This window comes from Streptomyces sp. G45, from assembly GCF_049542095.1.
In the GTDB taxonomy this organism is placed as follows: domain Bacteria; phylum Actinomycetota; class Actinomycetes; order Streptomycetales; family Streptomycetaceae; genus Streptomyces.
In genome coordinates, this window is record NZ_JBMUZU010000001.1 from 4,998,678 (window position 1) to 5,024,626 (window position 25,949).

Genomic DNA, 25,949 nt, shown 5'->3' on the forward strand with positions numbered 1-25,949 from the left:
GTACGTACTGACGTACGTGCATACGTACCCCCGAGGAACAGGTAGGTCATGGCCGCTAACAACCGCCGCATGTCCGGCAAGAAGGGCGCGCAGGTCGGCAGCGGCGGCAAGCGGCGCCGGGCCCTGGAGGGCAAGGGGCCGACGCCGCCCGCCGAGATGCGCAAGGGGCACGCCAAGCAGCGGGCCGCGCAGGCCAGGGCGCGGCGCGCGCAGGGGCGTCCGCAGGCCAAGGGCCGCGGCGGCAAGTCCTCCGCCGAGCTGGTCGTCGGGCGCAACCCGGTCTTCGAGGCGCTGCGCGACGGGGTGCCCGCGACGACGCTGTACGTCCAGCAGTTCATCGACAACGACGAGCGGGTGCGGGACGCGCTGAAGCTGGCCGCCGACCGCGGCGGCATCAACCTCATGGAGGCGCCGCGGCCCGAGCTGGACCGCATGACCAACGGCCTCAACCACCAGGGCCTCGTCCTCCAGGTGCCGCCGTACGAGTACGCGCACCCCGAGGACCTGGCCGCCGCCGCGTACGACGCGGGCGAGGACCCGCTGATCGTCGCGCTCGACGGCGTCACCGACCCGCGGAACCTGGGCGCCGTGGTGCGGTCCGTGTCCGCGTTCGGCGGCCACGGCGTGGTCGTGCCGGAGCGGCGGGCCGCGGGGATGACCGCGGGCGCGTGGAAGACGTCCGCCGGTACCGCCGCGCGGACGCCCGTCGCCCGGGCGACGAATCTGACGCGGGCGCTCGAGGCGTACCAGAAGGCCGGGATCGTGGTGGTGGGGCTCGCCGCGGACGGGGAGGCCGAGATCGGGGATCTCGACGCCCTCGAAGGGCCGGTCGTCATCGTCGTCGGCAGCGAGGGCAAGGGGCTCTCGCGGCTCGTCGGGGAGACCTGCGACTTCCGTGTGCGGATTCCCATGCCGGGCGGGGCGGAGTCGCTCAACGCTGGTGTGGCGGCGGGGGTTGTGCTGTACGAGGCGGCGCGCCGCCGGGGGTGATCCCTCGCGGGGGCGCCCCAGACCCGCCCCTTCCCGAACCAGGGGCGGCTGCCCCTGGCACCCCGCCCCTCATCGGCGCTCCGCGCCTCGCCCTCAAACGCCGGGCGGGCTCTGTCCTCCCAGGGGCTCCGCCCCCGGACCCCCGCTGTTGCCGCTCCGCGGCTCGTCCTCAAACGCCGGACGGGCTTGTTTTCCCCACCCGCCCCGGAGGGGGCGGGTGGGCGGGGAACATCCGCCGCGGTAGCGGTGGATCACGGGAAGTCGACGACGGCGAGGACGCGGGGCTTCCAGCCTGTCCGGCGTTTGAGGACAAGCGCGTCAGCGCGAGGGGTGGGCGGGTGGGTGGGAGGGATCGAGCCTGCCCGGCGTTTGAGGGCGAGCCGCGGAGCGGCGACAGCCGGGGGGCCGGGGGCGGAGCCCCTGGAAGGGCGGGTGGGTGGGGGAGGTTGCGTCTGTCCGGGGGTTGACGGGGTCCGGACAGATCCCGGAGGGTCAAGGCAGTGTCCAAACCTCGCGTCACTCGGTTAGATGAGTGTGGACACCAGAACACCCCGCACACCCACGGGGGGCCGCTCGTCAGGGTTCGACGACACTCCCTCGCTGAGCATGGTGAAGGTGCCCTGCGACCCGGCGCAGGTCATCGTCAATCACGCGAGCTTCCGCGTGCAGCTCCCCTCCGCCGGGCGGACCCAGTCGGCCCGCGTCGCCCGCCACGTGAGCGCCGCGGAGGACACCGTGCGCATGCCCGCGGTCGGCGGCGCCGGGGCGCGGCGGCGCGCGCCGGTCGTCTGGAGCGGCAAGTCCGCGCCGGGCGACCCCGGCGCGGGCGGACTGCTCCAGGCCGTACGCGGCAGCGGTGTGCGCCACGCGCCCGACGCGCCGGGCGCCCCCCACGGCTTCGACGACGCGGGCGCCACGCAGGTCATCCCGCGCGTCGACCTCGACGACCGGCGGGACGACGACACCGTACGCACCCCCGCGCTGGTCGGCCCCCGCGGCACCGACGACGGCACGCGGCTGCTGCCGCAGATGCGGCTGCCCGGCAGCGCCGACGACGAGATGCACGACGGCACCCGGGCCCCGTACGCCGACGACGGGTACGACGACCGCGACGCGGCCGGGGAGCAGGGGCGCGGCGGCGCGAGCAAGGGCGCCGCCGGGACGCGGCACGGCTACTACCCGGGCCGTCGGCTGAACCTGGGCGTGGTGCTGCTTCCGCTGCGCGTCTTCCTCGGGTTCATCTCCATCTACGCCGGGATGGGCAAGCTCTGCGACCCCGTCTACTTCGACGGCGGCGAGCGCGGCTCCATGGTCAAGTGGCTGAACTCGCTGCACCCTTGGGCGCTGGCCGAGCCGCTGCGGGACTGGGCGCTCCAGCACCCCGTGGGCGCCGGGCTGGTCATCGCCTTCCTCCAGGTGATCGTCGGCGTCCTGACCGTGCTGGGGCTCTGGCAGCGCGTCGCCGCCGGGATCGGGATGCTGCTGTCGATCGCGCTGCTCGTGACGGTCAGCTGGAAGACCGTGCCCGCCTACGACGCGCCGGACATCATCTACCTGGCCGCCTGGTCGCCGCTGATCATCGCGGGCGCCCCGGTCTACTCGGTCGACGCCCGGCTCGCCGGTGAGGCCTGGCGCACGCTGGGCCCGCGCGCGGCGCTGTGGGAGCTGCGCCGCCGGGTGCTGCGGCGGGGCGGGATCATCGGCGCCGTCGTCGTCGGTCTGACCCTGCTGATCGGCTCGGTGCTCGGCGGCGCCGTGCGGGACGCGGACCGCGTGACCGTGCCGGGCCCCGGCGAGGCGCCCCGCAACGAGCAGCCCGGCTCCCCGCTGCCCCGGGACCCCGACGGCGGGCGCGAGCACCGCAGGGACGCCGAAAGCCCCTCCGCGTCGACCGGCACGCCCACGCAGGGCAGCACGGCCAGCCCCACGCAGGGCGGCGTCAGCACCCCGGACGCGGCCCGCGAGACCGGCGGCAGCACCGTCGGCGAGACCGCGCCGAGCGCCACGCAGGGCCAGAGTGGCACCGGCGAGCAGGCCCCGGCGCAGCAGCAGCCCGCGCCCACCCAGGAGCGCCCGCCCGCCGCCACCAGCGGCCCGACGTCCAGCGGCTCCACCACCAGCGGCGGCTCCACCACCGGCGGCGGCACGACGGGCGGCTCCACCACCGGCGGCACGACCGGCGGCAGCGGCGGCAGCGGCGGCCGTCCGGGGCTGCTCGGGGGCGTCCTGGGCTGACGTACCGAGCAGACGGAAGCAGACGGAAGCGGATGGGCCCCGCACACGGCGTGTGTGCGGGGCCCATCGGTGTGTCCGGGGGTCGGGGGTTATCCGGCGCTCTGCGCGGCCAGTTCCTTGGCGGCCTCCGTGAGGTCCTTCGCCGTGTCGATGGCGCGCCAGTACGCGCCCTGCGGCAGCGGGAAGCCCGCGAGGCGGCGCTCACGGGCCAGGCGCGGGAACGTGGTGCGCTCGTGGTCGCCGCGGTCGGGCAGCAGCGCGGTGAAGTCCGCGGAGAAGACGTACACGCCCGCGTTGATGAGGTACGGCGACGGCGGGGCCTCGATGAAGTCCGTGATGTGGCCGAACGCGTCGGTCTCGACGGCGCCCCAGGGGATGCGGGGGCGGGCGAGGGCGAGGGTGGCCGTGGCGTCGCGCTCGGCGTGGAAGGCCGCCATGTCGCGCAGCGAGAAGCGGGTCCAGATGTCGCCGTTGGTGGCGTACCAGGGGCGGTCGGGGTGCGGCAGGCTGCGGGCCGCGTGCTTGAGGCCGCCGCCGCGGCCCAGGGGCTCCGTCTCCACGACCGTGGTGACGTTCAGCGGCAGGTCGGCCGAGCGCAGCCAGTCCTGGAGCACCTCGGCGAGGTGGCCGCAGGAGACGACGGCGTCCGTCACGCCCTCCGCGGCGAGCCAGGCGAGCTGGTGGCCGATGATCGGGGTCCCCGTGCCGGGGATCTCGACCATGGGCTTGGGCCGGTCGTCGGTGTACGGGCGGAGACGCGAGCCCTGGCCTCCGGCCAGGACGACGGCCTGCGTGGGCCGTGCCGCGTCGGTGTCATGGGTGTCGCCGGTGGTCATGGCGGAACCCTACGCGGCGGGCGTGCGGGGTTCCGACGTGCCACCGGCGTCCCGGGGGCCGGTCGGGGCGCGCTCAGCCGTGGTGGGCGGCGGCCACGCCCGTCGCGAAGGACGTGTCGCAGACCGGGCGGGCGAACGACTGGGCGCGGCTCGGGCCGTAGGTGCGGACGGCGGCGCGGCCGAGGGCGCGGGCGATGGTCACGCAGTGCTTGGCGAGCGACGGGTGCCGGTCGACCTCCTGCTGGAGGTGCGTGAGCGCGACGCCGGGGTTCTTCTCCTGGAGCTCCAGGAGCAGCCGGTGGCGCAGGACGTCCTGCGGGGCGCGGGACTTGGCGGGCACGGACAGGTCGCCCGCGGACGCGGTGAGGACCGAGTCCGATGAGCTGCCGGACCAGTTGACCCGGGTGACCGCGAGCGTGCCGGACAGGACCAGGACGACCGGCAGGACGAGGGCGAGCGTGCGCCCGATGCGGCGTCCGGGGCCGCGGTGGCCTCGGCGCGACTTCTGGGTGTGGTTGGCGGAGTGCGTCACGCGAGTGAGAGTAGCGGGCGGTAATGATTTGGCGACATTTAGTCACCCGGTCGAGCGACAAAGAAAGATGTTTGCCGGAGCGGGCCTTGACGCACACGGGTCGAAATGACCGATGTGCCGGGGTATTTGTCGACAACGCGGGGGTCTGTGCCCGCGCATATGGCGGGGCCCGCGCCGTGGCGCGGGCCCCTGGTCGCTCGTGGGTGCTCAGTCGCTGAGGCGCTCGCCCGTCGACGTCGAGAAGACGTGGGTCTCGCCCGGACGCGGTACGACGTGGAGCTGGGAGCCCTTCTCCGGGACCTGGCGGCCGTTCACGCGGACCACGAGGTCCTTCGGCTCGCCGCCGAGTTCGGCGGTGCCGTAGACGTAGCCGTCGGCGCCCAGCTCCTCGACGACGTTCACGGAGATGGCCAGGCCCGCGGGGGCGTCCTCGCTGTCCTTGGAGAGGGACTTCGCGGCGCCGCCGTTCTGCTCGACCACGTCGAAGTGCTCGGGCCGGACGCCGACCGTCACCGTGCGGTCGCCCTTGTCGGCCGCGGCGGACAGCGCCTCGCGGCTCACCGGCACCACCGAGTTGCCGAACTTCACGCCGCCGTCGGTGATCGGGACCTCGACCAGGTTCATCGCCGGGGAGCCGATGAAGCCCGCGACGAAGAGGTTCGCCGGGCGGTCATACATGTTGCGCGGCGAGTCGACCTGCTGGAGCAGGCCGTCCTTCAGGACGGCGACCCGGTCGCCCATCGTCATGGCCTCGACCTGGTCGTGGGTGACGTACACCGTGGTGATGCCGAGGCGGCGCTGGAGGGAGGCGATCTGGGTGCGGGTGCTCACGCGGAGCTTGGCGTCCAGGTTGGACAGCGGCTCGTCCATGAGGAAGACCTGGGGCTCGCGGACGATGGCGCGGCCCATCGCGACGCGCTGGCGCTGACCGCCGGAGAGCGCCTTCGGCTTGCGGTCCAGGTACTGCGTGAGGTCGAGGATCTTCGCGGCCTCCTCGACCTTCTGCCGGATGGTGGCCTTGTCGACGCCCGCGATCTTCAGGGCGAAGCCCATGTTCGCGGCGACCGTCATGTGCGGGTACAGCGCGTAGTTCTGGAACACCATGGCGATGTCCCGGTCCTTGGGCGGCAGGTGCGTGACGTCGCGCTCGCCGATGCGGATGGCACCCGCGTTCACGTCCTCCAGACCCGCGAGCATGCGCAGGGACGTGGACTTGCCGCAGCCGGACGGGCCGACCAGGACGAGGAACTCGCCGTCCTCGATCGCGATGTCGAGGCCGTCTACGGCGGGCTTGTCGGAGCCCGGGTAGATCCGGGTCGCCTTGTCGAACGTAACAGTGGCCATGGTGAGGGCCCCCTTCACCGGCAGGAACGTGCCGGACGATCCGAGTAAAGGATGGGTCTAGTCCAGTTGCCCGGACTGCCCGTGACGCTACCCCGCTGGTCATCGGTCTGTCAGTAGCCGGGGGGCGATGACCTTCGACGAGATTTTCGACTGGGGTGGGGGGTGGGTTGGTTACACTGCTCGGGCACGGTCGTGCGGCGGCCGCGCGCGCCTCCTTAGCTCAGCTGGTCAGAGCGCCGCTCTTGTAAAGCGAAGGTCGTCGGTTCGAATCCGACAGGGGGCTCTTCACTGGCGTGGGCGCCCTTTGCTGGCGTGGGCGCCTTGGGCGGCGAGGGTGCCCCGCGCTCCAGGGGGAACGTCTCCTGGGCTTTCCGTTTGTCGCGCTTCGCGCTCGTCCTCAAACGCCGGACGGGCTTGGAATCCCCGGCCTCTCGTCTTCCTGTGCGGGAGGCCATCGTGGTGTGACATCTCTAGAGGGCTGGTTTTCATGGGCGTGCGCAAGGTCGGGCGGGTCGGTGCGTCGGTCGCCGCCGTGGTGTTGCTGGGGGCCGTCGTGAGCGCCTGCGGCGACTCCGACGACGGGGGCGGGCTGTTCGACGAGGCGAAGGAGTCGCCGTCGGCCTCCCGGTCCGCCTCGGCGTCCCCCGAGGCGGACGCCTCCCCGGAGCCCGCCGACGTGCCCGCGGCGAAGGTGCCGCCCGCCTCCGTGAACGACCTGGACGGGGTGCCCGCCAAGGTCGACGGCGGGGTGATCACGGTCGGCGAGCCGTCGGCGAAGATCACGGTCAAGGTGTACGAGGACCCGCGCTGCCCCTACTGCAAGAAGTTCGAGGAGGGCGGCGCGCAGGCCCTGGTGCCCGAGCTGGCCTCGGGGGACGTGAAGGTCGAGTACACCATCGCCTCGTTCCTCGACAACAACTTCGGCGGCTCCGGCTCCAAGAACGCCGCGAACGCGCTGCGCGCCGCCGTGGACACCGGCCGCTACCCGCAGTTCCACGCCGCGCTCTTCGCCAACCAGCCCGAGGAGAGCGAGGACGGCTTCACGCCCGCCTTCCTGGTGAAGATCGGCGAGGCGGCGGGCATCAAGGACGCCAAGTTCACCGACGCGGTGACCAAGGGCGCCTACCGGAGCTGGGTCACCACCGCCATGAGCGCCTTCACCAAGGACGGCGTCAGCGGGACGCCCACCGTCGAGATCGACGGCGAGAAGGCGCCCGCCGACGCCCTGTACAGCGAGAAGGAGTTCGCCGCGCTCCTGAAGAAGGCCGGGGCCTGAAAAACCGCTGGGGCGCGGGCGGCGCGGCGGGTAGCGTCGCGCGGGTGATCGAGATTCGCGTACCCGACGCGCTGGTCAGGTCCCAGCACCTGTACGCGGGCGAGGCGGGCCGGGCCTTCGTCGCCGGGCTGCCGGAGCTGGCCGCGCGCACCCTCCAGCGGTGGCGGCTGACGCCCGTCGGCGACCCCATGCACGGCATGGCGGCGCTGGTGCTGCCCGTGCGGCGGGCCGACGGCTCACCGGCGGTGGTGAAGTTCCAGGTCCTGGACGAGGAGACCGAGGGCGAGCCGGTCGCGCTGCGGGTGTGGGACGGCGACGGCGCCGTCCGGCTCCTCGACCACGACGGCTCCACCGGCACCATGCTCCTGGAGCGGGCCGGTGACGGTCGGGAGCTGTCCCGGTTCGCCGAGGCCGGGAAGGCCGAGACCCGCCAGGCCGTGATCGTCCTCGCCGAACTGCTCGCGCGGCTCACCGCCGGGCCCGCGCCCGCGGGCATGCGCACCCTCGGCGACATCGCCCGGGAGATGCTGGACGCCACCCCCGCCGCCCTGAAGGAGATCGCCGACCCCGCCGACCGGGCGCTCGTCGAGCGGTGCGCGGGCGCCGTGCGCGAGGTCGTGGGCGAGCCCGGCGACCGGCTGCTGCACTGGGACCTGCACTTCGACAACGTCCTCGCCGCGGAGCGCGAGCCGTGGCTGGCCATCGACCCCAAGCCGCTCGCGGGCGACCCCGGCTTCGACCTGTGGCCGGGCCTGAACAACCTCTTCGACCCGGACGAGGTGCGGTGGCGCTTCGACGCGATGACGGAGGTCCTGGGCCTGGACCGGGAGCGGGCGCTGGCGTGGACGCTGGGCCGGGTGCTCCAGAACGCGCTGTGGGAGGTCGAGGACGGCCGCCCGCTGCCGGAGGAGGACCTGGTCCTGGCCCGCCGCCTGCTCGGCACCTGAACCGTCGGGCGCCGGTGTGCCCGCCGCGCCCCGCCGCCGCCCCCGCGCACCGCACGCGGTGGCCGCCGTCACCCGCCCCCGCGGTGGGCGCCCGCGAGCCGCCCCCCGCGGCAGGCGCCCCTCACCCGCACCCCCTGCGGTACCCGCCCGTCGGCGGCTCGTCCTTGACCAAGCCGTCCAGGCCGTGCCGCCGGTGGGTGGCGCAGGCCCTGGCCGGGCTCGCCACCGAGCCGCGGTAGTCCACGGCGAACACCGCCTTGCCCGCCTCCACGAACGGCCTCAGCTCCCCGCACTCGTCGAACTCCACGCACTCCTCGGGCAGCGCCCAGTCGAAGTGGTCCACGAGCCTGGCCGCCGTGCCGGGCTCGTTGTGGCCGTTCTTCATGCCGACGGACAGGCCGCGCGCGTGTGCCTGCCGCGCCACCTCCCGGTACCAGGAGAGCTGGTCGGCGAGCGGGATCCGGAAGCCCGGGTCGTTGCCGCGCGGGTTGTTCTGGTCGGGCTCGACGCCGTCGCAGCCCATGCGCTCCGCCAGGTCCAGGCGGGCCCAGATGACGTCGGCGAAGGCGTCCCGCGCGCCCTCGCGCAGGTCAAGCCAGCGCTCGCCCTCCCAGCCGGTGTCCCAGCCGATCACCGACCCCCCGGCCGGGGCGCTCGGCCGGTTCGGGATGTCCCGGGCGCGCCGCTCGTGGCCGGGGAAGCGGTGCGCGTCGGGCCGGTAGTGCTCGTACGCGCCCGTGTCGACGTAGCAGATCACGACGGGGCGGGGCTCGCGGGCGTGGAGTTCGGCGATCCTCCCGGCGAGCGGGCCCGCCGGGACGGCGACCGACTCGCCGTCGGCGTAGCGGAGTTCGGAGCCCTCCGGGGCGAGGTCGAACAGGTCCAGGTCGTACATCTGGCGGCGCGCCGACAGGTCGTACGGCTCGCTGATCTGCCAGTCCCAGTCGGTGACCTCGCCCGGCGCGGGGGACCACCAGCCGGGGTCGGCGGGCCGCCGCTCGCCGCAGCCGGTGAGCGCGGCCGCGAGGAGGACCAGGGCCAGGGCGAGCCGCCGGGCCGCGCCCGGCGCCCGGTTGACGCGAGGGCGCGCGGCGTGGCTTGCTGCGCCCATGATCCGTACCGCGAACCCCGCCGACATCCCCGTCATCCACTCCCTGATCCGTGAACTCGCCGCCTACGAGAAGGCACCGCACGAGGCGCGGGCCACGGAAGGGCAGCTGCGCGAGGCGCTGTTCGGCCCGCGGCCCGCCGCGTACGCGCACATCGCGGAGGACGACGCGACGGGCGAACCGGTCGGTTTCGCCCTGTGGTTCCTGAACTTCTCCACCTGGCGCGGGGTGCACGGCATCTACTTGGAGGACCTGTACGTCCGCCCCGAGGCACGCGGCGGCGGCCACGGCAAGGCGCTGCTGCGCGAACTGGCCCGGATCTGCGCGGAGCGCGGCTACGAGCGCCTTGAGTGGTCCGTACTGAACTGGAACACCCCGGCGATCGGCTTCTACGAGTCCCTGGGGGCCCGCCCCCAGGACGAGTGGACCGTCTACCGGCTGACCGGCGACGCGCTCGCGGCCCTCGGGGCGGGCGGGGGGCGTTAGAACTCGTCGGCCGTGTGGGGCAGGTACGGCGTGGCGAGGGCCGCGTCCAGGGCGGCGGTGGTGCCCGGGGTGTGCTCCGTGGCCAGGCCCGCGCGGACGAACGCGTCGGTGCGCGTGGCGCCCATGTAGGCCGACGCCAGGTCCGCCACGTCCAGGGACAGGTCGGCGGGCGCGTCGGTGCGCGCGTAGGCCGCCGTGCCGTCGGGTGTGACCGTCAGGCGGAAGCGGCCGTGGTTGACCGGCAGGTGCGGGTCGCGGACGTCGAGGACCACGTCGACGGGGGCCGCCCAGGAGCGGGCCAGGAGCGCGGCGCGCGCGTCGAGCAGGCGCAGCCGCAGCGCCGGGAACTGCTTGGTCTGGCGGACCTGGTCGCGGTCGCCCGCGAACAGCAGCAGCGGGTCGTCCAGGGGGCGGCCCCAGGCGTGGACCAGGCCCGTGAGGTCGATACCCGCCAGGTAGCGCCACAGCGCGGCGGCGACCTGGGGCGTGTCGGCCTCCAGCTCGTCCACGCGGATCATGCCGGGGGCGTCGTCGCGGGTCTTGGTGCGGTAGATCGCGTACCCCGCGAGGCTTTCGGGGCCGTCCTGACCGCCGACGACCACGATGCGCGGCGGCGACAGGTCGTCGTCCTCCTCGTCCTCCGCGGCCATCCACTCCTCGCGCCACCAGGACTCGCCGCGGGCGGTGCGGCCCGCGCGGTCCGCGCGCGTCCGGTCGTAGTAGTCGGCGAGCAGCGCGGGCGCGTCCGCCGGGTCCACCAGGCGCAGCGGGCGCTCGTCCGGGGTGACGCGCAGGGCCAGGGGGCGGGTCGTGTCGATGTCGATCGTGGTCGCGTACGTGGCCGGGCCGAAGCCGAAGCGGCCGTAGATCGCGTCCTCCGACGCCCACAGCGCGGCCACCGGGTGGCCCAGCTGCGCGCCCCGCTCGAAGAGCGCGGCCACCATGCCGGAGAGCACGCCCCGGCGGCGGTGCGTGGGCGCCACCGACACGAACGTCAGGCTCGGGCAGGGCAGTTCGCCGCCGGGCACGGACACCGTGAACGGGAACGCGGCGAGCAGGCCCACCAGCGCGTCGCCGTCGTAGGCGCCGACGCGGTGGCAGGTGCTCAGCAGGTCGTGGTGGTGCTTGCGCTTCTCGTCCTCGACGGTCTCGTGGAAGACCAGGTACGCGAGGTCGAGGGCGCGGTCGATGTCGGTCTCCGGGAGTTCCCGGAACGTGACCGTGGAGGGGGCGACAGGGTCGGCGGAGTCCATGAAACGGACGGTAGTTCCCGTATGTCGTACGGGCATCCCATTTTGTGCGGCGTTCGCCTGCGCCTCCTTTGGCAGTCACGCAGTCACGGCTACGGGACGAGGACGACCTTGCCGACCGTGGCGCGGGACTCCAGGGCGCGGTGCGCGGCGACCGCGTCGGCCAGCGGGAACGGCTGCACGGCGGGCGTGAAGTACCCGCCCGCGTACGCGCGCAGCGCGGCCAGCTCCAGGGTGCGGATCGGGTTGTCGCCGCCCGCCTTCGCGGTCATCGCGGCGCCCAGCGGGTGGATCTGGGTGATGCCGCGCGCGGCCAGCTCCTCGGCGGTCAGGGTCACCGGGCCCTGCCCGGCGGACCAGCCGAAGGTGAGGTGGACGCCGCCGGGGCCGAGCAGGTCCACGGCCGTGCGGCCGGTGTCGCCGCCCACGCCGTCGAAGACGACGGTGGCCTCCCGGCCCAGCTCCTTGAGGTACGCGCGGACCTCGTCGGGCCAGGCGGGCCGGGTGTAGTCCACGGCGAGGTCGGCGCCGTTCGCCGCGACCCGGGCCGCCTTGTCGGGCCCGCCCGCGAGGCCGACGACGGTGGCCCCGGCGTGCTTGGCGTACTGGACGAGCAGCGTGCCGATGCCCCCGGCGGCCGCCGGGACGACCACCACCGAGTCGGCGTCCAGCTCCACGAACTGGAGGACGCCCATGGTGGTGCGGCCCGTGCCGATGAGCGCGACGGCCTCCGCGAAGCCCAGGCCGTCGGGCAGCTCGTGCAGCCGCTCCGCCTCCGTCACGGTCAGCTCGGCGTAGCCGCCCGGCGCGAAGCCGATGTGCGCGACGACGCGCTTGCCGAGCCAGGCGTCGGCGACGCCCGCGCCCACGGACTCGACGGTCCCGGCGACCTCCCGGCCCGGGACCGTCGGCAGCTCCGGAAGCTCCGGCAGGGGCCCCTTGTCGCCCCGCCGGATCGCGGTGTCGAGGAGGTGCACCCCGGCCGCGGCGACCGCGATCCGCACCTGGCCCGGGCCGGGCACCGGGTCCGCGACGGTCTCGTACACGAGGTTCTCGGCGGGGCCGAAGGCGTGGAGGCGGATGGCGCGCATGAGGGCTCCTGGGGGTGTCCTGGACCGCTGACGACCCCCACCCTTCAACCTCAAGCGGACTTGAGGTCAACCCAGGGCGTCGCGGACGTCAGCCGCCCGGTGCCGGTCAGGGCGAGCGACACCGCCTCGACGGCGCTGTTGAAGGAGACCTCGCTGAGCAGCCCCGGCGCCGCCACCTGGTCGCCCGCCAGGTACACGCCGTCGCCGCGGTCCACCGCGGGCCGGTCCCGCCAGGTCGTGCCGGGCAGGTCGAGCGCGCCCGTGCGGCCGTTGGCCACCGAGGAGCGGCGCCAGGTCACGCGCCTGCGCCAGCCCGGGAACCCCAGGTCGAGCAGGCTCTCCGCGCGGGCCACGCCGTCCGCCTTCGACTCGTGCGGGGCGATCGGGATCTGCCCCTGGATCAGCTGCTCGCCCTCGGGGGCCAGCGTCCGGTCCTGGGTGGTGAAGCGCTCGATCCAGCCGGTCCGGTCGAGGTCGGAGAGCGCGAACAGGTCGCCCCGGCGGGAGTGCACCGCCACGTCCACCAGGACCGTGCGGCCGCTCTCCCAGCGCAGCGACTCGTCCCCGAGCAGCCGCCGGGCGGAGTCCAGCGAGGTCGCCACGATGACCGGGCCCTCGGCGGCCAGGGCGGCGATGTCGTCGACGCGGGCCAGGGTCTCCACCCGGACGCCCAGGTTCCAGGCGTGGCCCGCCATCCGGTCGATGACCGCGCCCCAGCCGCCGACCGGGTAGTGCGCCTCCGGCGGCAGCTTGGCGGCGCGGCGGAGCCGGGTCTGCACGAACCGCGCGGACAACGAGCCCGGGTCGTGGTGGAACAGCGCCACCGCCGTGTAGTGCGCGGCCGCCCGCGCCCCCTCCTCGCCGACCTGCTCGGTCGCCCACGTCAGGAAGTCCACGTCCACCGGGGCCCGTTCGGGCGCGCGCCGCAGCAGCCGCAGCATGGCGAACGGCGGCGTCCGGCGCAGCGCCCCGCGGTGGCGCAGCCGCAGCCGGGTGCCCTCCAGGGGCGGGATCGGCGCCAGCTCGCCGATCAGGTCGCGCTGCTTCAGCCAGGTCCAGTGCGGGCCGCCGTTGTACAGCGCGTGCGGCCCCTCGTTCGTCCGGTACGGTCCCTCGGCGGTGCGGGCGCGGCCGCCGATGGTGTGGTGCGACTCGTGCACCGTCACGCGGGCGCCCGCCTCGGCGGCCGCGATGGCGGCGGTGAGTCCGGCGAAGCCGCCGCCGACGATGTTGATGCGGGTCGTGGGTCGGGTCAGGGGCTCTCCGGAGCGGGCCATGGGAAGTCCGTTCTGTCGACGTGACGCGTCTGTCACGGGTACGACGGAACAGGCCCCGCGGAATGTGACACGGGGGCGCCGACTGTCACAAAACGCGGGGGACAGGGGGCGGGGCGCCGGGTTCTCGACGCGGGGGAGGTTTCGTCGCGCCGACGGTCACGGGACCCGGGGAAGCGGGCCTGGAGCGTCCAGACGGCCGGGTTCTCGCCGAGCGGCTCGTGCAGATCGGTCAGGTCGGCGAGCAGGTCGTGCAGGAAGTCCCGCGCCTCGCGGCGCAGCTCGGCGTGCGAGAACGTCAGCGGCGCCTCCTCGGCGGGCTGCCAGTCGGCCTCGATGTCGACCCAGCCGAACCGCCGCGTGAACAGCATCCGGTCCGTCGACTCGGTGAAGTCGAGGTCGGCGTACTGCGGCCGGGACGCCCGGCTGCCCAGCGGGTCCTCGTCGAGCCGCTCGACGATGTCGCACAGCGCCCACGCGAAGTCGAGCACCGGCACCCATCCCCAGGCTGTGGACAGCTCCCGGTCCGCCTTGGTGTCCGCCAGGTAGACGTCCCCGCAGAACAGGTCGTGCCGCAGCGCGCGGGTGTCCGCGCGCCGGTAGTCCGTCTGCGGCGGGTCGGGGAAGCGGTGGGAGAGGGCGTAGCCGATGTCGAGCACGTAGCCGATGGTGTCACGGGCGCGGGCGGCGGCCGGTCACGGCAGCAGCCGCTGCTCCTTCGCCACGGCGACGGCGCCCGCGCGGGTGTCGACGCCCAGCTTGTCGTAGATCCGGCCGAGGTGGGTCTTGACGGTGGCCTCGCTGATGAACAGGGCGCGGGCGATGTCGCGGTTGCCGAGGCCCTGGGCGAGCTGGGCGAGGATGTCGCGCTCGCGCGGGGTGAGGGCGGGCGCGGGGGCGCGCATGCGGGCCATGACGCGGGTCGCGACGGGCGGGGACAGCGCGGTGCGGCCCTCGGCGGCGGCGCGGATGGCGGCGAACAGCTCCTCGGGCCGCTCGGCCTTCAGCAGATAGCCGGTGGCGCCCGCCTCGATGGCGCGGGTGATGTCGGCGTCGGTGTCGTACGTGGTGAGGACCAGGACGTGCGGGGTGCCGGGCCCCGGTGCCTCGGTGATGCGGCGGGTCGCCGCCACGCCGTCGATGCCCGCGCCGAGCTGGAGGTCCATCAGGACCACGTCGGGCCCGAGCTTCGCGGCGAGCGCCACCGCCTCCTCGCCGGTGCCCGCCTCGCCGACGACCTCGATGCCGGGGGCGCTGCCGAGCAGGGCGAGCAGTCCGGCGCGTACGACGGCGTGGTCGTCGCACACCAGGAGGCGCACGGGGGCGGCGGGGGCGGCGGGCGTGCCGCCGGGCGTGCTCATGGGGCCTCCGGGTGCAGCGGGATCGATACGGACAGGACGGTGCCCTCGCCGGGCGCGGACTCCACGGTGACGGTGCCGCCGAGCTGCCCGGCGCGGGCCCGGATCGCGGGCAGCCCGTGCCCCCGGGCGCCGCCCGGGGCGGCCTCGTGCGGGGTGAAGCCGCGGCCGTCGTCGGCGACGTCCAGGACGACCTGGTCGCCGAGGTAGGTGAGGGTCAGCGCGGCGGTCGTCGCGGCGGCGTGCTCGCGTACGTTGGCGAGGGCGCCCTGGGCGATGCGCAGCAGCGCGCCCTGTGTCCTGCCGGGGAGGGGGACGGGGGTGCCCTCCACATGGCAGCGGACCGCGGGGCCCTCCTCCGCCTGCCGGGCGGCGAGGCGGCGCAGGGCGGTGGGCAGGGCGGCGGCACCGGGGGCGCTCTCCGTGCTCTCCGCGCTCTCCGTGCTCTCCGCGCTCTCCGTGCTCTCCGCGCTCTCCGTGCTCTCCGCGCCCTCCGTGCTCTCCGTCGCCGCTTCGCGGCTCGTCGTCGGACGCCGGGCGGGCTCCGTCTCCGCCGCTTCCGCCAGGTCCAGGGGCGCCAGGTCGTGGACCAGGCGGCGGGCCTCGGCCAGGCCGCGTTCGGCGATGGACTCGGCGGTGCGGACGTGGGTGCGGGCCGTGGCGGGGGAGGCGTCCCAGACGCGGTCGGCGGCCTGGAGCAGCATGCGCTGGCTGGACAGGCCCTGGGCCAGCGTGTCGTGGATCTCCATGGACAGCCGTTGGCGCTCCGCGAGGGTCCCCTCCCGGCGCTCGGTGGCGGCCAGCTCGCGCCGCGTGCGGAGCAGGTCGTCGATCAGGGCGCGCTGCCGTGCCGTCTGCCGCTGCATGTGCACGAACGTGGCGGTCGCCACGGCCGCCACCGCGGGCGGCGCGAGCGCCAGGTTCGGGTCGAAGCCGCCCGCGAGCCGCAGCTGGGCGGCGACCACCAGGGCCGTGAGCACCGCCACGAGCGCGAGCGCCGCCCGCGTCGGCAGCGTCCGCAGGCCGGTGTAGAACAGCGGCACCGCGCACCAGGCGTAGCTCGGCGCGAGGATCACCAGGACCACCCACACCCCGACGACCGCGCCCAGCCACAGCAGCCGCCGCGGGTTCGGCGTGGCGCCGAGGACCGGGCCGAGCACGTAGAGCAGCGCCAGCGCGAGGGACAGGGCGAGGATCCACGGCGTGCGGGGCTCGCCGGGGTGCCGCAGCAGGAAGCGGGTCAGGGACGCGGTCAGGAGCAGGAAGAACGCGGTGTGCATGACGGCCGCGAGCCAGGCGGGCTCCGGGTCCTGGCGCGGGGCGGGGTCGGCCGCGCGGCCCGTCACGGGATCAGCCACGGGGGCCGCCACGGGGTCCGTCTCCGGGTGGGTCATGGGCCTCCCTCCGCTCCCTGGGCGCGCGTGCCCTGGCCGCGCGTGTGAACTGGGCAAACACCCCCATTGTGACCCGTGGGGACCAGACGCGGGTCAACCGATCGGCTGACCCGGGGGTCGGCCGAACCGCGCGCGGGCCCGAGCCGGTACGCCGACGGGCCGGGCCCGGGTGCGGCACCAGGATCGAAGCAGGCCCGGACACCGCGCCACCGCACCGCCGGTCCACCGGCCGCCGGTCCACCGCACCGCCGGTCCGCCGGGCCCGAACCCCGGCCCCCCGCCCCGTACCCAGAAGGAGCCCGACGCCATGAAGAAGCCCTCGAAGCTCGCGAAGCCCTCGAAGCTCTCGAAGTCCTCCGTCCGCACCCGCGTCCTCGTCACCGCCGTCCTCGCGGCCACCGCCGCCGGAACGGTCGGTGCCGTGTCCGCGTCCGCCGGGACGCCCGACGCCGCCGCGCAGGCCCCCGTCGCCGCCGACGCGGGCAGCCGGAACCTCACCCAGTCCACCCACCTGACCGTGGCCGCCGCCACCAAGGCCGCGCAGGCCAGCCTGGACGCCGCCAAGAAGGAGAACCAGCGCGTCACGGTCGCCGTCGTCGACCGCAACGGCAACACCATCGTCACCCTGCGCGGCGACGGCGCGGGCCCGCAGTCGTACGAGTCCGCCGAGCGCAAGGCGTACACGGCGGTGTCCTGGAACGCGCCGACCTCCGAGCTGGCCAAGCGCCTCACGCAGACCCCGAACCTGAAGGACATCCCGGGCACCCTGTTCCTCGCGGGCGGTGCCCCCGTCACCGCCAAGAACGCACCGATCGCGGGCATCGGCGTCGCGGGCGCGCCCAGCGGCGACCTGGACGAGAAGTTCGCGAAGGCGGGCGTCGCGGCGCTCGGCCGCTGAGCCGGGGCGCGGCGGGCTCCGTCCCCGCACGGGCGAGCGGTGGCCATAGGATCACCGAGGTGAACTACCGTGCCACCGCCCCCCACGCCCGCCGCGCCACCACCGCCCTCCTCAGCGCCACCGCGCTCGCCGTGACCCTGGCCGCCTGCACCAGCGGCGGCGTCGACGGCACCCCGGGCGCCTCCGGCGTCCGCGACCCGTACTTCCCGAAGCTCGGCAACGGCGGTTACGACGTCCAGCACTACGGCCTGAAGCTCGGCTACGACCCCGGCTCCCGCCACCTCAAGGGCACGGCGGAGATCACGGCCCGCGCCACCAAGACCCTGAGCGCGTTCAACCTGGACCTGCACGGCCTGGACGTCGAGGCCGTCACAGTGGAGGGGCGCGGGGCCCGGTTCCAGCGGGCGGGCGACGAGTTGACGGTGCGTCCGCACGACGACCTCGACCGGGGCGAGACGTTCCGCGCCACCGTCCGCTACTCCGGCACCCCGCAGACCATCACCGACGCGGACGGCTCCAAGGAGGGCTGGCTGAAGGGCGAGCAGAGCGCCCTCGCCACGGGCCAGCCCGCCGGGTCCAAGGCCTGGTTCCCCGGCAACCACCACCCCGGTGACAAGGCCGCGTACGACATCGAGGTCACCGTCCCCAAGGGCCTGAAGGCCATCTCCAACGGCGAGTTGACCCGCGAGACCACGGCCAACGGCCGCACCACCTTCGCCTGGCACACCGCCGAGCCGATGGCGAGCTATCTGGCGACGGTCGCCGTCGGCGCGTACGACGTGGAGACCGCGCGGACGGACCCGGAGAAGGGCATTCCGGTCTATACGGCCGTCGACAGCACCCTCCCCGCCGCCAAGAAGAAGCGGACGAAGAAGGTCCTGGCCAAGATCCCGGACATCGTGGAGTGGGCCGAACTCAACTTCGGGCCCTACCCGTTCTCCTCCACCGGCGCGATCGTCGACGGCCGCGTGGGGCTCGGCTATGCCCTGGAGACCCAGACCAAGCCGGTGTTCCCCGTCTCCGACGCGGACACCGAGACGCTCGTCCACGAGCTGGCCCACCAGTGGTTCGGCGACTCGGTCACGCCGAAGTCCTGGCAGGACATGTGGCTCAACGAAGGCTTCGCCACATACGCGCAGTGGCTGTACGAGGAGGACAACGGCGGCGACTCGGTCAAGGAGACCGTCGACGCGATCTACGAGGGCGACTACTGGGAGACGGCGGAAGACCACGAGTCCGTCTGGGAGTTCCCGCCCGCGAAGCAGCCGGACGCCAAGGGCGTCTCCGGGGACCCCGTCTACTACCGGGGGGCCATGGTCATCCAGAAGATCCGCGAGGCCGTCGGGGACGACACGTTCTACGACATCGTGCAGGGCTGGACGAAGACCTTCCGGCACCGGAACGCGGACACCGAGGACTTCACCGCGTACGTCGACGCGCATGCCGGAAGCGATGAGGCGCGCGGCGCGCTCAAGGGGGTCTGGTCGGACTGGCTGTACGGCGAGGGCAAGCCGGACCGCCGGTAGGTGCCCGCGCGGGGGGGGCGCCCCTTCCTGGCGTGGGCGCCCGGCACCGCGCTTGATCGGCGCTCCGCGCCTCGTCCTCAAACGCCGGACGGGCTAAATCCCTGCCGCACCGGCAGAGTCCAGCCCAGCCCGCGAAGACTCAGCCCGTCCGGCGTTTGAGGACGAGGCCGCCAGGCCGATTCACGGGGGTGCCAGGGGGCGGAGCCCCATGGTTTCGGGAAGGGGCGGGTCTGGGGCGCCCCCCGCGAGGCAACTACAGGCCGAACTCCTGCGGAGACAGCCCAAGCGTGGTGCACGCCTCACGCAGGGCCTGCTCCTCGGCGGGCGCCACATAGCCATCGGCCCCGGCGATGACGAACCCGGTCTGCACCACCGCACGGGCCTCCGCGGGCTTCTTCGCCGCCTTGGCGATCTCCTGGAGCACCGCGGTCTTCCCGGCGGGGAAGTTCACCGCGAGCTGGTCCACGTGCTTGTTGAACCGCTGGCGGAGCTGGTCCGGCGGGAAGTTCTGCAAGACGTCGTTCTGCAGGATGAGGGACTCCACGTGCTGGCGCTCCGCGGGGTCGACGCTGCCGTCGGCGGCGGCGACCAGCGCGCACATCGCCATGCTCGCGTCCCGGTACGCCCCGCTCTTCAGCTCCGACTTCAGCGAGCTGAGCTGGGACTTGAGCAGGCCCACGAGCTGCGCCTTGGAGCCGCCGGACCCGGACCGCCCGGACGAGCCGTGCCCGCCCGCGCCGTGGCCGCCCTGCCCCTGCTGGAGGACCTTGGCCTGGTCCTTGATGCGATCCCACATAGCCATCCGTGCCACCTCGGCTTCTGCCCGTATCGACCGTGTCGACCTGGCAACGCCGCCCGGTACCGCGGAAGTTCCCGGCCCGCCCTCCGGTCCCCCGTACGAGCGTACGAGCGTACGAGTGGCCGTACGGGGACGGGCCCCGGCCGGTGGGATACCGGCCGGGGCCCGTCGCACTACCGCCGGGCGGCGGCTCAGACGTTGACGCCGAAGTCCTGGGCGATGCCGACCAGGCCCGAGGCGTACCCCTGGCCGACCGCGCGGAACTTCCACTCCGCGCCGTTGCGGTACAGCTCGCCGAAGACCATGGCGGTCTCGGTGGCGGCGTCCTCCGACAGGTCGTAGCGGGCGATCTCGGTGCCGCCCGCCTGGTTCACGATGCGGATGAACGCGTTGCGGACCTGGCCGAAGTTCTGCGAGCGGTTCTCGGCGTCGTAGATCGAGACCGGGAAGACGATCTTGTCGACGTCGGCCGGGAGGGCCGCCAGGTTGACGTTGATCTGCTCGTCGTCGCCCTCGCCCTGGCCCGTGAGGTTGTCGCCCGTGTGGACGATCGTCTGGTCCGGCGTGGACTTGTTGTTGAAGAAGACGAAGTGGGCGTCCGAGTAGACCTTGCCCTGGGGGTTCACCGCGATCGCGGAGGCGTCCAGGTCGAAGTCGGTGCCCGTGGTGGTGCGGACGTCCCAGCCGAGGCCGACCGTGACGGCGGTCAGGCCCGGTGCCTCCTTGGTGAGCGAGACGTTGCCGCCCTTGGACAGGCTTACAGCCATTGTTGGGAGTCCCTTCCTAGTCGCCTTGCATGCGGGCTTCGCTCTGGGGGCGAAGCTACCGGCACCCTTATGAACGCCGCGGGGGGTATCGAAGGTTCCATATGCGGACCTGCTTCTTTACGTTCTTTACCGACCGTTCCCGACCGAAGGTGACGCGCCCGCGGCCACGGCGGCGGAAAAGCGGTGTCGCGGCGCGGGCGGGCGCGGGATCATAGGGGGCATGCCTGGTCGCGAACACGTCATCCGCGGCTCGGTCTCCCTGCCGGAGGCCGAGCTGATGTGGCGTTTCTCCCGTTCGTCGGGGCCCGGCGGCCAGCACGTCAACACCAGCGACTCGCAGGTGGAGCTGCGCTTCGACCTGGCGCGCACGGGCGCGCTGCCCGAGGCGTGGAAGCGGCGCGCGCTGGAGCGGCTCGCGCCCCGGCTGGTCGACGGCGTCCTCACCGTACGCGCGAGTGAGCACCGCTCGCAGTGGCGCAACCGCGAGGCGGCGGCCGTGCGCCTGGCGGCGCTGCTGGGCGAGGCGACCGCGCCGCCGCCCGCGCCGCGGCGGGCCACGCGGGTGCCCCGGGGCATCAACGAGCGTCGGCTGCGCGAGAAGAAGCGCCGCGCGGAAACCAAGCAGGGACGCTCCCGCAAGGGCTGGACGTAGCCCCCACCCCGTCGGCCCCTCCGGGCCCGCAGCCGGTCACCTCTCCCACCCGCCCGCCCGTTGCCCCCCGGCTGCGGAGGTGACCGCCCCTCGCGGGGGTCGCCCACCGTCGGCGCCCGCGGGCCCGTGCGTGGTTGCTTCACCCACCCGCCCGCCCGTTACGGCCCGGCTGCGTGGGGTGGACGCCCCTCGTGGGGGGTCGCCCGCCGTTGGCGGCTGCGGGTGGCGGGCCCCACCCGGCCGCAGGCGCCGACGGCGGGCGACCCCCGCCAGGAGCGCCCGCCTCGCGCAGCCGGGGCGTCACGGGTGGGCGGCTGGGAGAGAAGGCGCCCCACGGACCCGCAGGCGCCGACGGTGGGCGACCCCCGCGAGGGGCGGACACCCACGCAGCCAGGGGGCAACGGGCGGGCGGGTGGGAAAGCGGCCCCCGGGGGACCCCGCGGCGGCGCTAGCCGAGCTGCCGGTAGCGGCCCCGGAAGTACAGCAGCGGCCCCCCGTCCGCACTGGGCAGCCCCGCCGTCAGGACGCGCCCGATCACCAGGGTGTGATCCCCCGCCGCCACCGTCTGCTCCGTACGGCACTCCACGGTGGACAGCGCGCCGCCCACCAGCGGCGCCCCGGTCGCCTCGCCGCGGGTGTAGGCGATGTCCTCGAAGAGCAGCCGGTCGCTGATGCGGCCCTTCATGGCGAAGCGGCCCGCGATGTGCCGCTGGCTCTCCGAGAGCACCGACACCGCCCACAGGGGCTGCTCCGCGAGCAGGTCGTCCATGCGGGAGCCCGTGCGCAGGCTGACCATGACCAGGGGCGGGTCGAGGGAGACCGACACGAAGGCCGTGGCGGTCATGCCGACGTCCTCGCCGCCCGGCGCCGTCGGGTCGTCGGGGTCCAGCGGGGGCTCGTGCGCCGTCACCAGGACCACGCCCGCGGCCAGGCGGGACATGGCGGCGCGGAACTCGTCGTTGCTCACCCCCACAGGATGAGGGGTCGACGGGCTCACGGCGTTCAAGGTCAGATCGGCAACCACGCGTCCGACGCTAGCCGGGAAGCGGCCGCGGCACATCGGCCCCCGGGCCGAGAGGGGACCTAGGGCGGGGTCCTAGGACCCGGGGCGTCCGGGAACGCAACGGACGCTCACGTTCCGGCCTCAAACCCAGCCTCCAGCTTGTGACTTGAGTCACAGGACCCATATTTTGTTGACCCTGTGTACCGGGTGGGCAGCTCGCTGTGATTCAGTGACCGTGGCGATCGGAGGGGGCGACGGAGCGCACGGACCCGGATGCGCGCAGTGGCGCGCGGGGCATGCGCTCCGGAGAAACCGGAGAGAGCAGAGTCACCGGAGTTACGAGAACTACGAGGGTTACGAGAGTCACCGGGCTTTTCGGAAAGACCAGCGGTATCAGGGACAACGGGGATATCAGAGGTATCAGGGATATCGGACACTGAGGGCGCTGCGGATCCTGGAGTTGCTGTCGAGGTCTCGGGGAGAGCGAGCATGGAGACCGAGTCGGAGCCGTACGTCCGTCTTGCGACCCTGCGGCAGCTCCACCAGGTGGTGGCGGACCTCAACACCGCCCGCAGCCTCGCGGACACGCTGCAGACGGTCGCCGACGGCGTCGTGAACGGCCTGGGCTATGAGCTGGCGTGCGTCAACCTGGTGCGCCCGGACGGCGACCTCGTCGTCGCCGCGTTCGCGGGCAACCCCGCGGCCGAGGCGCTCATCACCGGCCGCGTCGGCTCCCGCGAGTCCTGGGAGCGCCGCCTGAGCATGGGCGAGGCCTGGGGCGGCCTGCGCTTCATCCCGTACACCGAGGGCTGGGTCCTCGACGAGGACGACGTCCCGCAGTGGTACACGGAAGGCCCCGAGCCCCGCTTCGAAGACGAGTGGCACCCCTCCGACCGCCTCTTCGCGCCCATGTACGCCACCGGCGGCTCCGGCGGCGAACTGCTCGGCGTGATCTCCGTCGACCGCCCGCGCAACGGCCGCAGGCCCGGCGCCTGGGGCCGCGAAGCCCTCCAGATGTACGCCTTCCAGGCCGCCATCGCCATCAGCAACGCCCGCCTGCGGGCCAACATGCAGCGCGCCCTGGTCCGCCTGGAGCGCGAACAGCAGGCGCTGCGGGCCAGCGAGGAGAGCTTCCGGCAGGCCTTCGAGTACGCGCCGAGCGGCATGGCCATCGCCGAGATGGGCGGCGACCAGCACGGCCGCATCCTGCGCACCAACGACGCGCTCTGTCGCCTCCTCGGCCGCCCCGCCTCCCAGATGCGCCGCTACTCCTTCTCCGACCTCGTCCACCCCGAGGACATCGGCACCCTGCTGCGCACCTCCGCCGAGGGCGGCCGGGCCGAACTGCGCTTCGCCCGCCGCGACGGCACCTACGTCTGGGTCTCGCTGCGCAACTCCGTGGTCGCCGACGCCGCCGACGGCCCCCGCTTCCTGCTCACCCACGTCGAGGACATCGAGGAGCGCAAGCGCCGCGAGCTGCAGCTCGCCCACCGCGCCTCCCACGACTCCCTGACCGGACTGCCCAACTCCGCCGAGCTGCGGGCCCGGTTGAGCGCCCGTCTCTGTCGCAGGCCCCACGCGGGCCAGCCGAGCCCCGTCGACTCCCTCGACGCGGCCTACGACCACAGCGGCCTCTACGGCCCCACCGGCCACCCGGCGGGCCACGGCCACGTCCCCGCGCCCGCCGCCCCGAGCGGCGCCCACGCCGACTACGACCACCACGTGCACACCGTCGCGCCCCCCGACGACGGCGAGGCCGACGACGGCACCAAGGGGCTCGCCGTCCTCTTCTGCGACCTCGACGGCTTCAAGTCGATCAACGACCGCTTCGGGCACCACACGGGCGACGCCGTCCTCATCGAGGTCGCCAGACGACTGACCAGCGGCGTCCGCGACGGCGACACCGTCGCGCGGCTCGGCGGCGACGAGTTCGTGGTGCTCGCCGACGGGCTCGGCCGGGCCGACGCGCAGGACCTCGCGGTGCGCCTGCGCAACGCGATCATCCCCCCGATCCGGGTGGACGGCCGCGCGGTCCGCGTCGGCGCCAGCTTCGGCATCGGATGGGCACACTGCGGCATGTCGGCCGACGAAGTGTTGCACTCGGCTGACCAGCGGATGTACGTCGAGAAACGTTCCCGTGCCAAGCAGCACCGGCGCGCGGGCTGAACTCCCCGCCGCCCACCGGATGAAGTCAACATCACCTTGGGCCGTCCCTCAGAGCGGGTAGGCTCGCCCGCATCCGCGACGCGAGGGAGTGACCTGCCAATGACGCCCGGCAACAACGGCGACCAGACGCCGAACACGCCACAGGGCGACGACGACCCGTTCGGCTATCTGTACGCGGACGGCCAGGCGTCCGGCGCCACCCCGCCCACGGGCGGCGGCTACGGCTACCCCGGCCCCCGGTCCTCGTACCACCAGGTACGGGCGGTCGGCGAGCGGCAGTACGGGCAGCAGGCACCACAGCCCCCCGCGGCGCCCGGCTACGGCTACCCCCCGGTCCAGCCCCAGGGGGCCGCCTACGGCCAGCCCAGCGCCCACTACACCGCCCCCGAGGCCCAGCCCGGCGTCACCGCGCCCATCCGCCAGGCGCCCCCCGTGGCGCCCCCGGGGCGGCGCGGTCCCAACACCAAGGGGCTGCTGATCGGCGCCATCGCGGTCGTCGCGGTGGTGTCCCTCGGCATCGGCGCGGCCATGCTCACCGGCGGCGACGGCGACGACGACGCCAAGGGCTCCGGGCCCGCCACGTCCCAGAGCGAGTCCACCGAGCCCAGCCCGACCGCGACCAAGGCCAAGGACAAGCCCACCGAGCCCGCCGAACTCCCCAAGACCGACGCCAAGGCCCTCAAACTGGAGGGCGGCACCACCATCGCCTCCGACGTCCCGGGCGCCAAGTCCGACGGCGGCGTCTACGTCGGCGGGTTCGACAAGGTCGGCGCGCGTGTGACGTGGACCGTCAACGGCGTCGCCAAGAGCGGCAGTTACAGCCTGTACGTGCAGTACGGGGTGCCCGGCAAGGACGCGGACGCGACGCTCGTCGTCAACGGCACCAAGGAGAGCCGTCCGCTGCGGATGAAGAACTTCGCCGGGGCCAAGGAGGGGGACTGGGAGAACGGGTGGACGCACTCCTGGTCGGTGGTGCGGCTCAACAAGGGCACCAACACGATCACTCTGGCGTGTGAGCCGGGGAACAAGTGCGAGGCCAACCTGGACAAGCTGTGGCTGGTGAAGGGCGACCAGGGCTGATTCTGGCGGGGGCGCCCCGCGCCGCCCTCATCGGCGCTCCGCGCCTCGTCCTCAAACGCCGGACGGGCTTGATTCTGCCGGTCAGCAGGGGCCCAGGAGGCTGAGGTAGTGGGTGACCGTGGTGGTCATCGCTTGGCGGGCCCGGGTCAGGTAGGGGCGGGGGTCCACCCCCGGGGCTTCCGCCAGGGCCGTGCGTACCGCTGAGGTGTACGCCGAGTTGAGGGCCGTGCCGACGTTGACCTTGACGACGCCGCCCGCGACCGCCGTGCGGAGGTCGGTGTCGGGGACGCCGCTGGAGCCGTGGAGGACCAGGGGGACGGGCACGGCCGCGCGCAGGGCGTGGATGAGGTCGTGGTCGAGGGACGCCGTGCGGGTGGTCATGGCGTGGGAGGAGCCGACCGCGACGGCGAGCGCGTCGACCCCGGTGTCGGCGACGTACGCGGCGGCCTCGGCGGGGTCGGTGCGCGCACCGGGAGCGTGCGCGTCCAGGGGCGGCTCGCCCGACTTGCCGCCCACCTCGCCGAGTTCCGCCTCGATCCACAGCCCCCGCTCGTGCCCCCAGCGGACGGCGTCAGCCGTGGCCTTGACGTTCTCGGCGTACGGCAGCTTCGACGCGTCGACCATGACGGAGCTGAAGCCCTCGGGGTGGGCGGCGCGCAGCAGTTCGGGGTCGGTGACGTGGTCGAGGTGGAGGGCGAGGGGAGCGGAGGAGGCGCGGGCCACCGCGGCGGTGGCGGCGGCGATCGGGCCCAGGCGCCCGCCGTGGAAGGCGACGGCGTTCTGGGAGATCTGCAGGATCGCGGGGGCCTGGGCCCGCTCCGCGCCCAGGGCGATGGCCTCGGCGTGCTCCAGGGTGATGACGTTGAAGGCGGCGACCCCGCACCCCTCGGCGTGGGCGCGGGCGACCAGCTCGCCGGTGGTGACCAGTGGCATGCA

Annotated in this window: 23 protein-coding genes, 1 tRNA gene and 1 pseudogene; 11 read left to right on the forward strand and 14 right to left on the reverse strand. The window is 74.1% G+C overall.

All coding sequences use genetic code 11. The annotated features are described in order from the left end of the window. The first annotated feature begins 48 nt into the window (after positions 1–48). Positions 49–990 (forward strand): 23S rRNA (guanosine(2251)-2'-O)-methyltransferase RlmB, encoded by a 942-nt coding sequence (rlmB, locus tag ACOBQU_RS20990; protein ID WP_423628855.1) that lies wholly within the window; start codon positions 49–51, stop codon positions 988–990. 528 nt (positions 991–1,518) lie between these two features. Next, positions 1,519–3,225: a DoxX family membrane protein gene (locus ACOBQU_RS20995; RefSeq protein WP_423628856.1), complete on the forward strand. Its 1,707-nt coding sequence runs from the start codon at positions 1,519–1,521 to the stop codon at positions 3,223–3,225. Between the two features lie 89 nt (positions 3,226–3,314). On the opposite strand, the gene ACOBQU_RS21000 is transcribed toward ACOBQU_RS20995, so the two are convergent. From ACOBQU_RS21000 to ACOBQU_RS21010, 3 genes are all read right to left on the reverse strand, one after another. Continuing rightward, positions 3,315–4,061 carry a nucleotidyltransferase family protein gene (locus tag ACOBQU_RS21000; protein WP_423628857.1) on the reverse strand — a complete coding sequence of 249 codons (747 nt, stop codon included), beginning with the start codon at positions 4,059–4,061 and terminating at the stop codon, positions 3,315–3,317. A 73-nt stretch (positions 4,062–4,134) separates the two neighbouring features. Continuing rightward, entirely contained in the window at positions 4,135–4,593 is a 459-nt protein-coding gene (locus ACOBQU_RS21005; RefSeq protein ID WP_423628858.1) for a hypothetical protein, read from the reverse strand. Positions 4,594–4,800: 207 nt separating this feature from the next. Further along, positions 4,801–5,937 (reverse strand): ABC transporter ATP-binding protein, encoded by a 1,137-nt coding sequence (locus ACOBQU_RS21010; RefSeq protein ID WP_423628859.1) that lies wholly within the window; start codon positions 5,935–5,937, stop codon positions 4,801–4,803. A 209-nt stretch (positions 5,938–6,146) separates the two neighbouring features. On the opposite strand from ACOBQU_RS21010, the gene ACOBQU_RS21015 reads away from it, so the two are divergent. From ACOBQU_RS21015 to ACOBQU_RS21025, 3 genes are all read left to right on the forward strand, one after another. Beyond that, positions 6,147–6,220 (forward strand) — tRNA-Thr (locus ACOBQU_RS21015). A gap of 204 nt (positions 6,221–6,424) precedes the next feature. After that, a complete protein-coding gene (locus ACOBQU_RS21020; RefSeq protein ID WP_423628860.1) occupies positions 6,425–7,213 on the forward strand; it encodes a DsbA family protein in 789 nt (262 codons plus the stop codon). Positions 7,214–7,257: 44 nt separating this feature from the next. Then, positions 7,258–8,160 (forward strand): aminoglycoside phosphotransferase family protein, encoded by a 903-nt coding sequence (locus ACOBQU_RS21025; RefSeq protein WP_423628861.1) that lies wholly within the window; start codon positions 7,258–7,260, stop codon positions 8,158–8,160. A 121-nt stretch (positions 8,161–8,281) separates the two neighbouring features. Here the strand turns inward: ACOBQU_RS21025 and ACOBQU_RS21030 are convergent, their stop codons facing one another. After that, positions 8,282–9,271, reverse strand: coding sequence for an endo alpha-1,4 polygalactosaminidase (locus ACOBQU_RS21030; protein WP_423628862.1), 990 nt, complete (start codon positions 9,269–9,271; stop codon positions 8,282–8,284). On the opposite strand from ACOBQU_RS21030, the gene ACOBQU_RS21035 reads away from it, so the two are divergent. Continuing rightward, entirely contained in the window at positions 9,270–9,755 is a 486-nt protein-coding gene (locus tag ACOBQU_RS21035; protein ID WP_423628863.1) for a GNAT family N-acetyltransferase, read from the forward strand. The genes ACOBQU_RS21030 and ACOBQU_RS21035 overlap by 2 nt on opposite strands. On the opposite strand, the gene ACOBQU_RS21040 is transcribed toward ACOBQU_RS21035, so the two are convergent. The 6 genes and pseudogenes from ACOBQU_RS21040 to ACOBQU_RS21065 form a co-directional block, all read right to left on the reverse strand. Beyond that, positions 9,752–11,008: a GNAT family N-acetyltransferase gene (locus ACOBQU_RS21040; protein WP_423628864.1), complete on the reverse strand. Its 1,257-nt coding sequence runs from the start codon at positions 11,006–11,008 to the stop codon at positions 9,752–9,754. The two genes, ACOBQU_RS21035 and ACOBQU_RS21040, sit on opposite strands and share 4 nt — an antisense overlap. 89 nt (positions 11,009–11,097) lie before the next feature. Continuing rightward, positions 11,098–12,096: a zinc-binding dehydrogenase gene (locus ACOBQU_RS21045; RefSeq protein ID WP_423628865.1), complete on the reverse strand. Its 999-nt coding sequence runs from the start codon at positions 12,094–12,096 to the stop codon at positions 11,098–11,100. A 50-nt stretch (positions 12,097–12,146) separates the two neighbouring features. Beyond that, positions 12,147–13,373 (reverse strand): NAD(P)-binding protein, encoded by a 1,227-nt coding sequence (locus ACOBQU_RS21050; protein WP_423628866.1) that lies wholly within the window; start codon positions 13,371–13,373, stop codon positions 12,147–12,149. A gap of 167 nt (positions 13,374–13,540) precedes the next feature. Next, positions 13,541–14,029, reverse strand: a pseudogene (locus tag ACOBQU_RS21055) (hypothetical protein); the annotation flags it as partial. A 36-nt stretch (positions 14,030–14,065) separates the two neighbouring features. Then, positions 14,066–14,731 (reverse strand): response regulator, encoded by a 666-nt coding sequence (locus ACOBQU_RS21060; RefSeq protein ID WP_423628867.1) that lies wholly within the window; start codon positions 14,729–14,731, stop codon positions 14,066–14,068. After that, positions 14,728–16,122 carry a sensor histidine kinase gene (locus ACOBQU_RS21065; RefSeq protein WP_423628868.1) on the reverse strand — a complete coding sequence of 465 codons (1,395 nt, stop codon included), beginning with the start codon at positions 16,120–16,122 and terminating at the stop codon, positions 14,728–14,730. Before ACOBQU_RS21065 ends, ACOBQU_RS21060 begins: the two co-directional genes overlap by 4 nt. Positions 16,123–16,429: 307 nt before the next feature. Here ACOBQU_RS21065 and ACOBQU_RS21070 point away from each other — a divergent pair, with 307 nt between their 5' ends. Next, entirely contained in the window at positions 16,430–17,020 is a 591-nt protein-coding gene (locus ACOBQU_RS21070) for a GlcG/HbpS family heme-binding protein (RefSeq protein ID WP_423628869.1), read from the forward strand. A 59-nt stretch (positions 17,021–17,079) separates the two neighbouring features. After that, the gene (locus ACOBQU_RS21075; protein ID WP_423628870.1) at positions 17,080–18,546 is read left to right on the forward strand and encodes a M1 family metallopeptidase; all 1,467 of its coding nucleotides are present in this window, start codon (positions 17,080–17,082) and stop codon (positions 18,544–18,546) included. Between the two features lie 253 nt (positions 18,547–18,799). On the opposite strand, the gene ACOBQU_RS21080 is transcribed toward ACOBQU_RS21075, so the two are convergent. Together ACOBQU_RS21080 and ACOBQU_RS21085 are read right to left on the reverse strand one after the other, a co-directional pair. Next, positions 18,800–19,348, reverse strand: coding sequence for a tellurite resistance TerB family protein (locus ACOBQU_RS21080; RefSeq protein ID WP_423628871.1), 549 nt, complete (start codon positions 19,346–19,348; stop codon positions 18,800–18,802). Positions 19,349–19,536: 188 nt separating this feature from the next. Next, positions 19,537–20,112, reverse strand: a complete 576-nt coding sequence (locus tag ACOBQU_RS21085; protein WP_423628872.1) for a TerD family protein — start codon at positions 20,110–20,112, stop codon at positions 19,537–19,539. Between the two features lie 211 nt (positions 20,113–20,323). Here ACOBQU_RS21085 and arfB point away from each other — a divergent pair, with 211 nt between their 5' ends. Then, positions 20,324–20,764 carry an alternative ribosome rescue aminoacyl-tRNA hydrolase ArfB gene (gene arfB, locus ACOBQU_RS21090; RefSeq protein WP_423634621.1) on the forward strand — a complete coding sequence of 147 codons (441 nt, stop codon included), beginning with the start codon at positions 20,324–20,326 and terminating at the stop codon, positions 20,762–20,764. A 448-nt stretch (positions 20,765–21,212) separates the two neighbouring features. Here the strand turns inward: arfB and ACOBQU_RS21095 are convergent, their stop codons facing one another. Beyond that, positions 21,213–21,788 (reverse strand): flavin reductase family protein, encoded by a 576-nt coding sequence (locus tag ACOBQU_RS21095; RefSeq protein ID WP_423628873.1) that lies wholly within the window; start codon positions 21,786–21,788, stop codon positions 21,213–21,215. A gap of 468 nt (positions 21,789–22,256) precedes the next feature. Between ACOBQU_RS21095 and cdgB the strand changes: the two genes are divergently transcribed. Both cdgB and ACOBQU_RS21105 read left to right on the forward strand, forming a co-directional pair. Then, positions 22,257–23,933, forward strand: coding sequence for a diguanylate cyclase CdgB (cdgB, locus tag ACOBQU_RS21100; RefSeq protein ID WP_423628874.1), 1,677 nt, complete (start codon positions 22,257–22,259; stop codon positions 23,931–23,933). A 99-nt stretch (positions 23,934–24,032) separates the two neighbouring features. Beyond that, positions 24,033–25,013: a carbohydrate-binding protein gene (locus tag ACOBQU_RS21105; protein WP_423628875.1), complete on the forward strand. Its 981-nt coding sequence runs from the start codon at positions 24,033–24,035 to the stop codon at positions 25,011–25,013. An 81-nt stretch (positions 25,014–25,094) separates the two neighbouring features. Here ACOBQU_RS21105 and ACOBQU_RS21110 read toward each other — a convergent pair whose 3' ends face one another. Beyond that, positions 25,095–25,946, reverse strand: coding sequence for a class II fructose-bisphosphate aldolase (locus ACOBQU_RS21110; protein ID WP_423628876.1), 852 nt, complete (start codon positions 25,944–25,946; stop codon positions 25,095–25,097). Between the last annotated feature and the right edge of the window lie 3 nt (positions 25,947–25,949).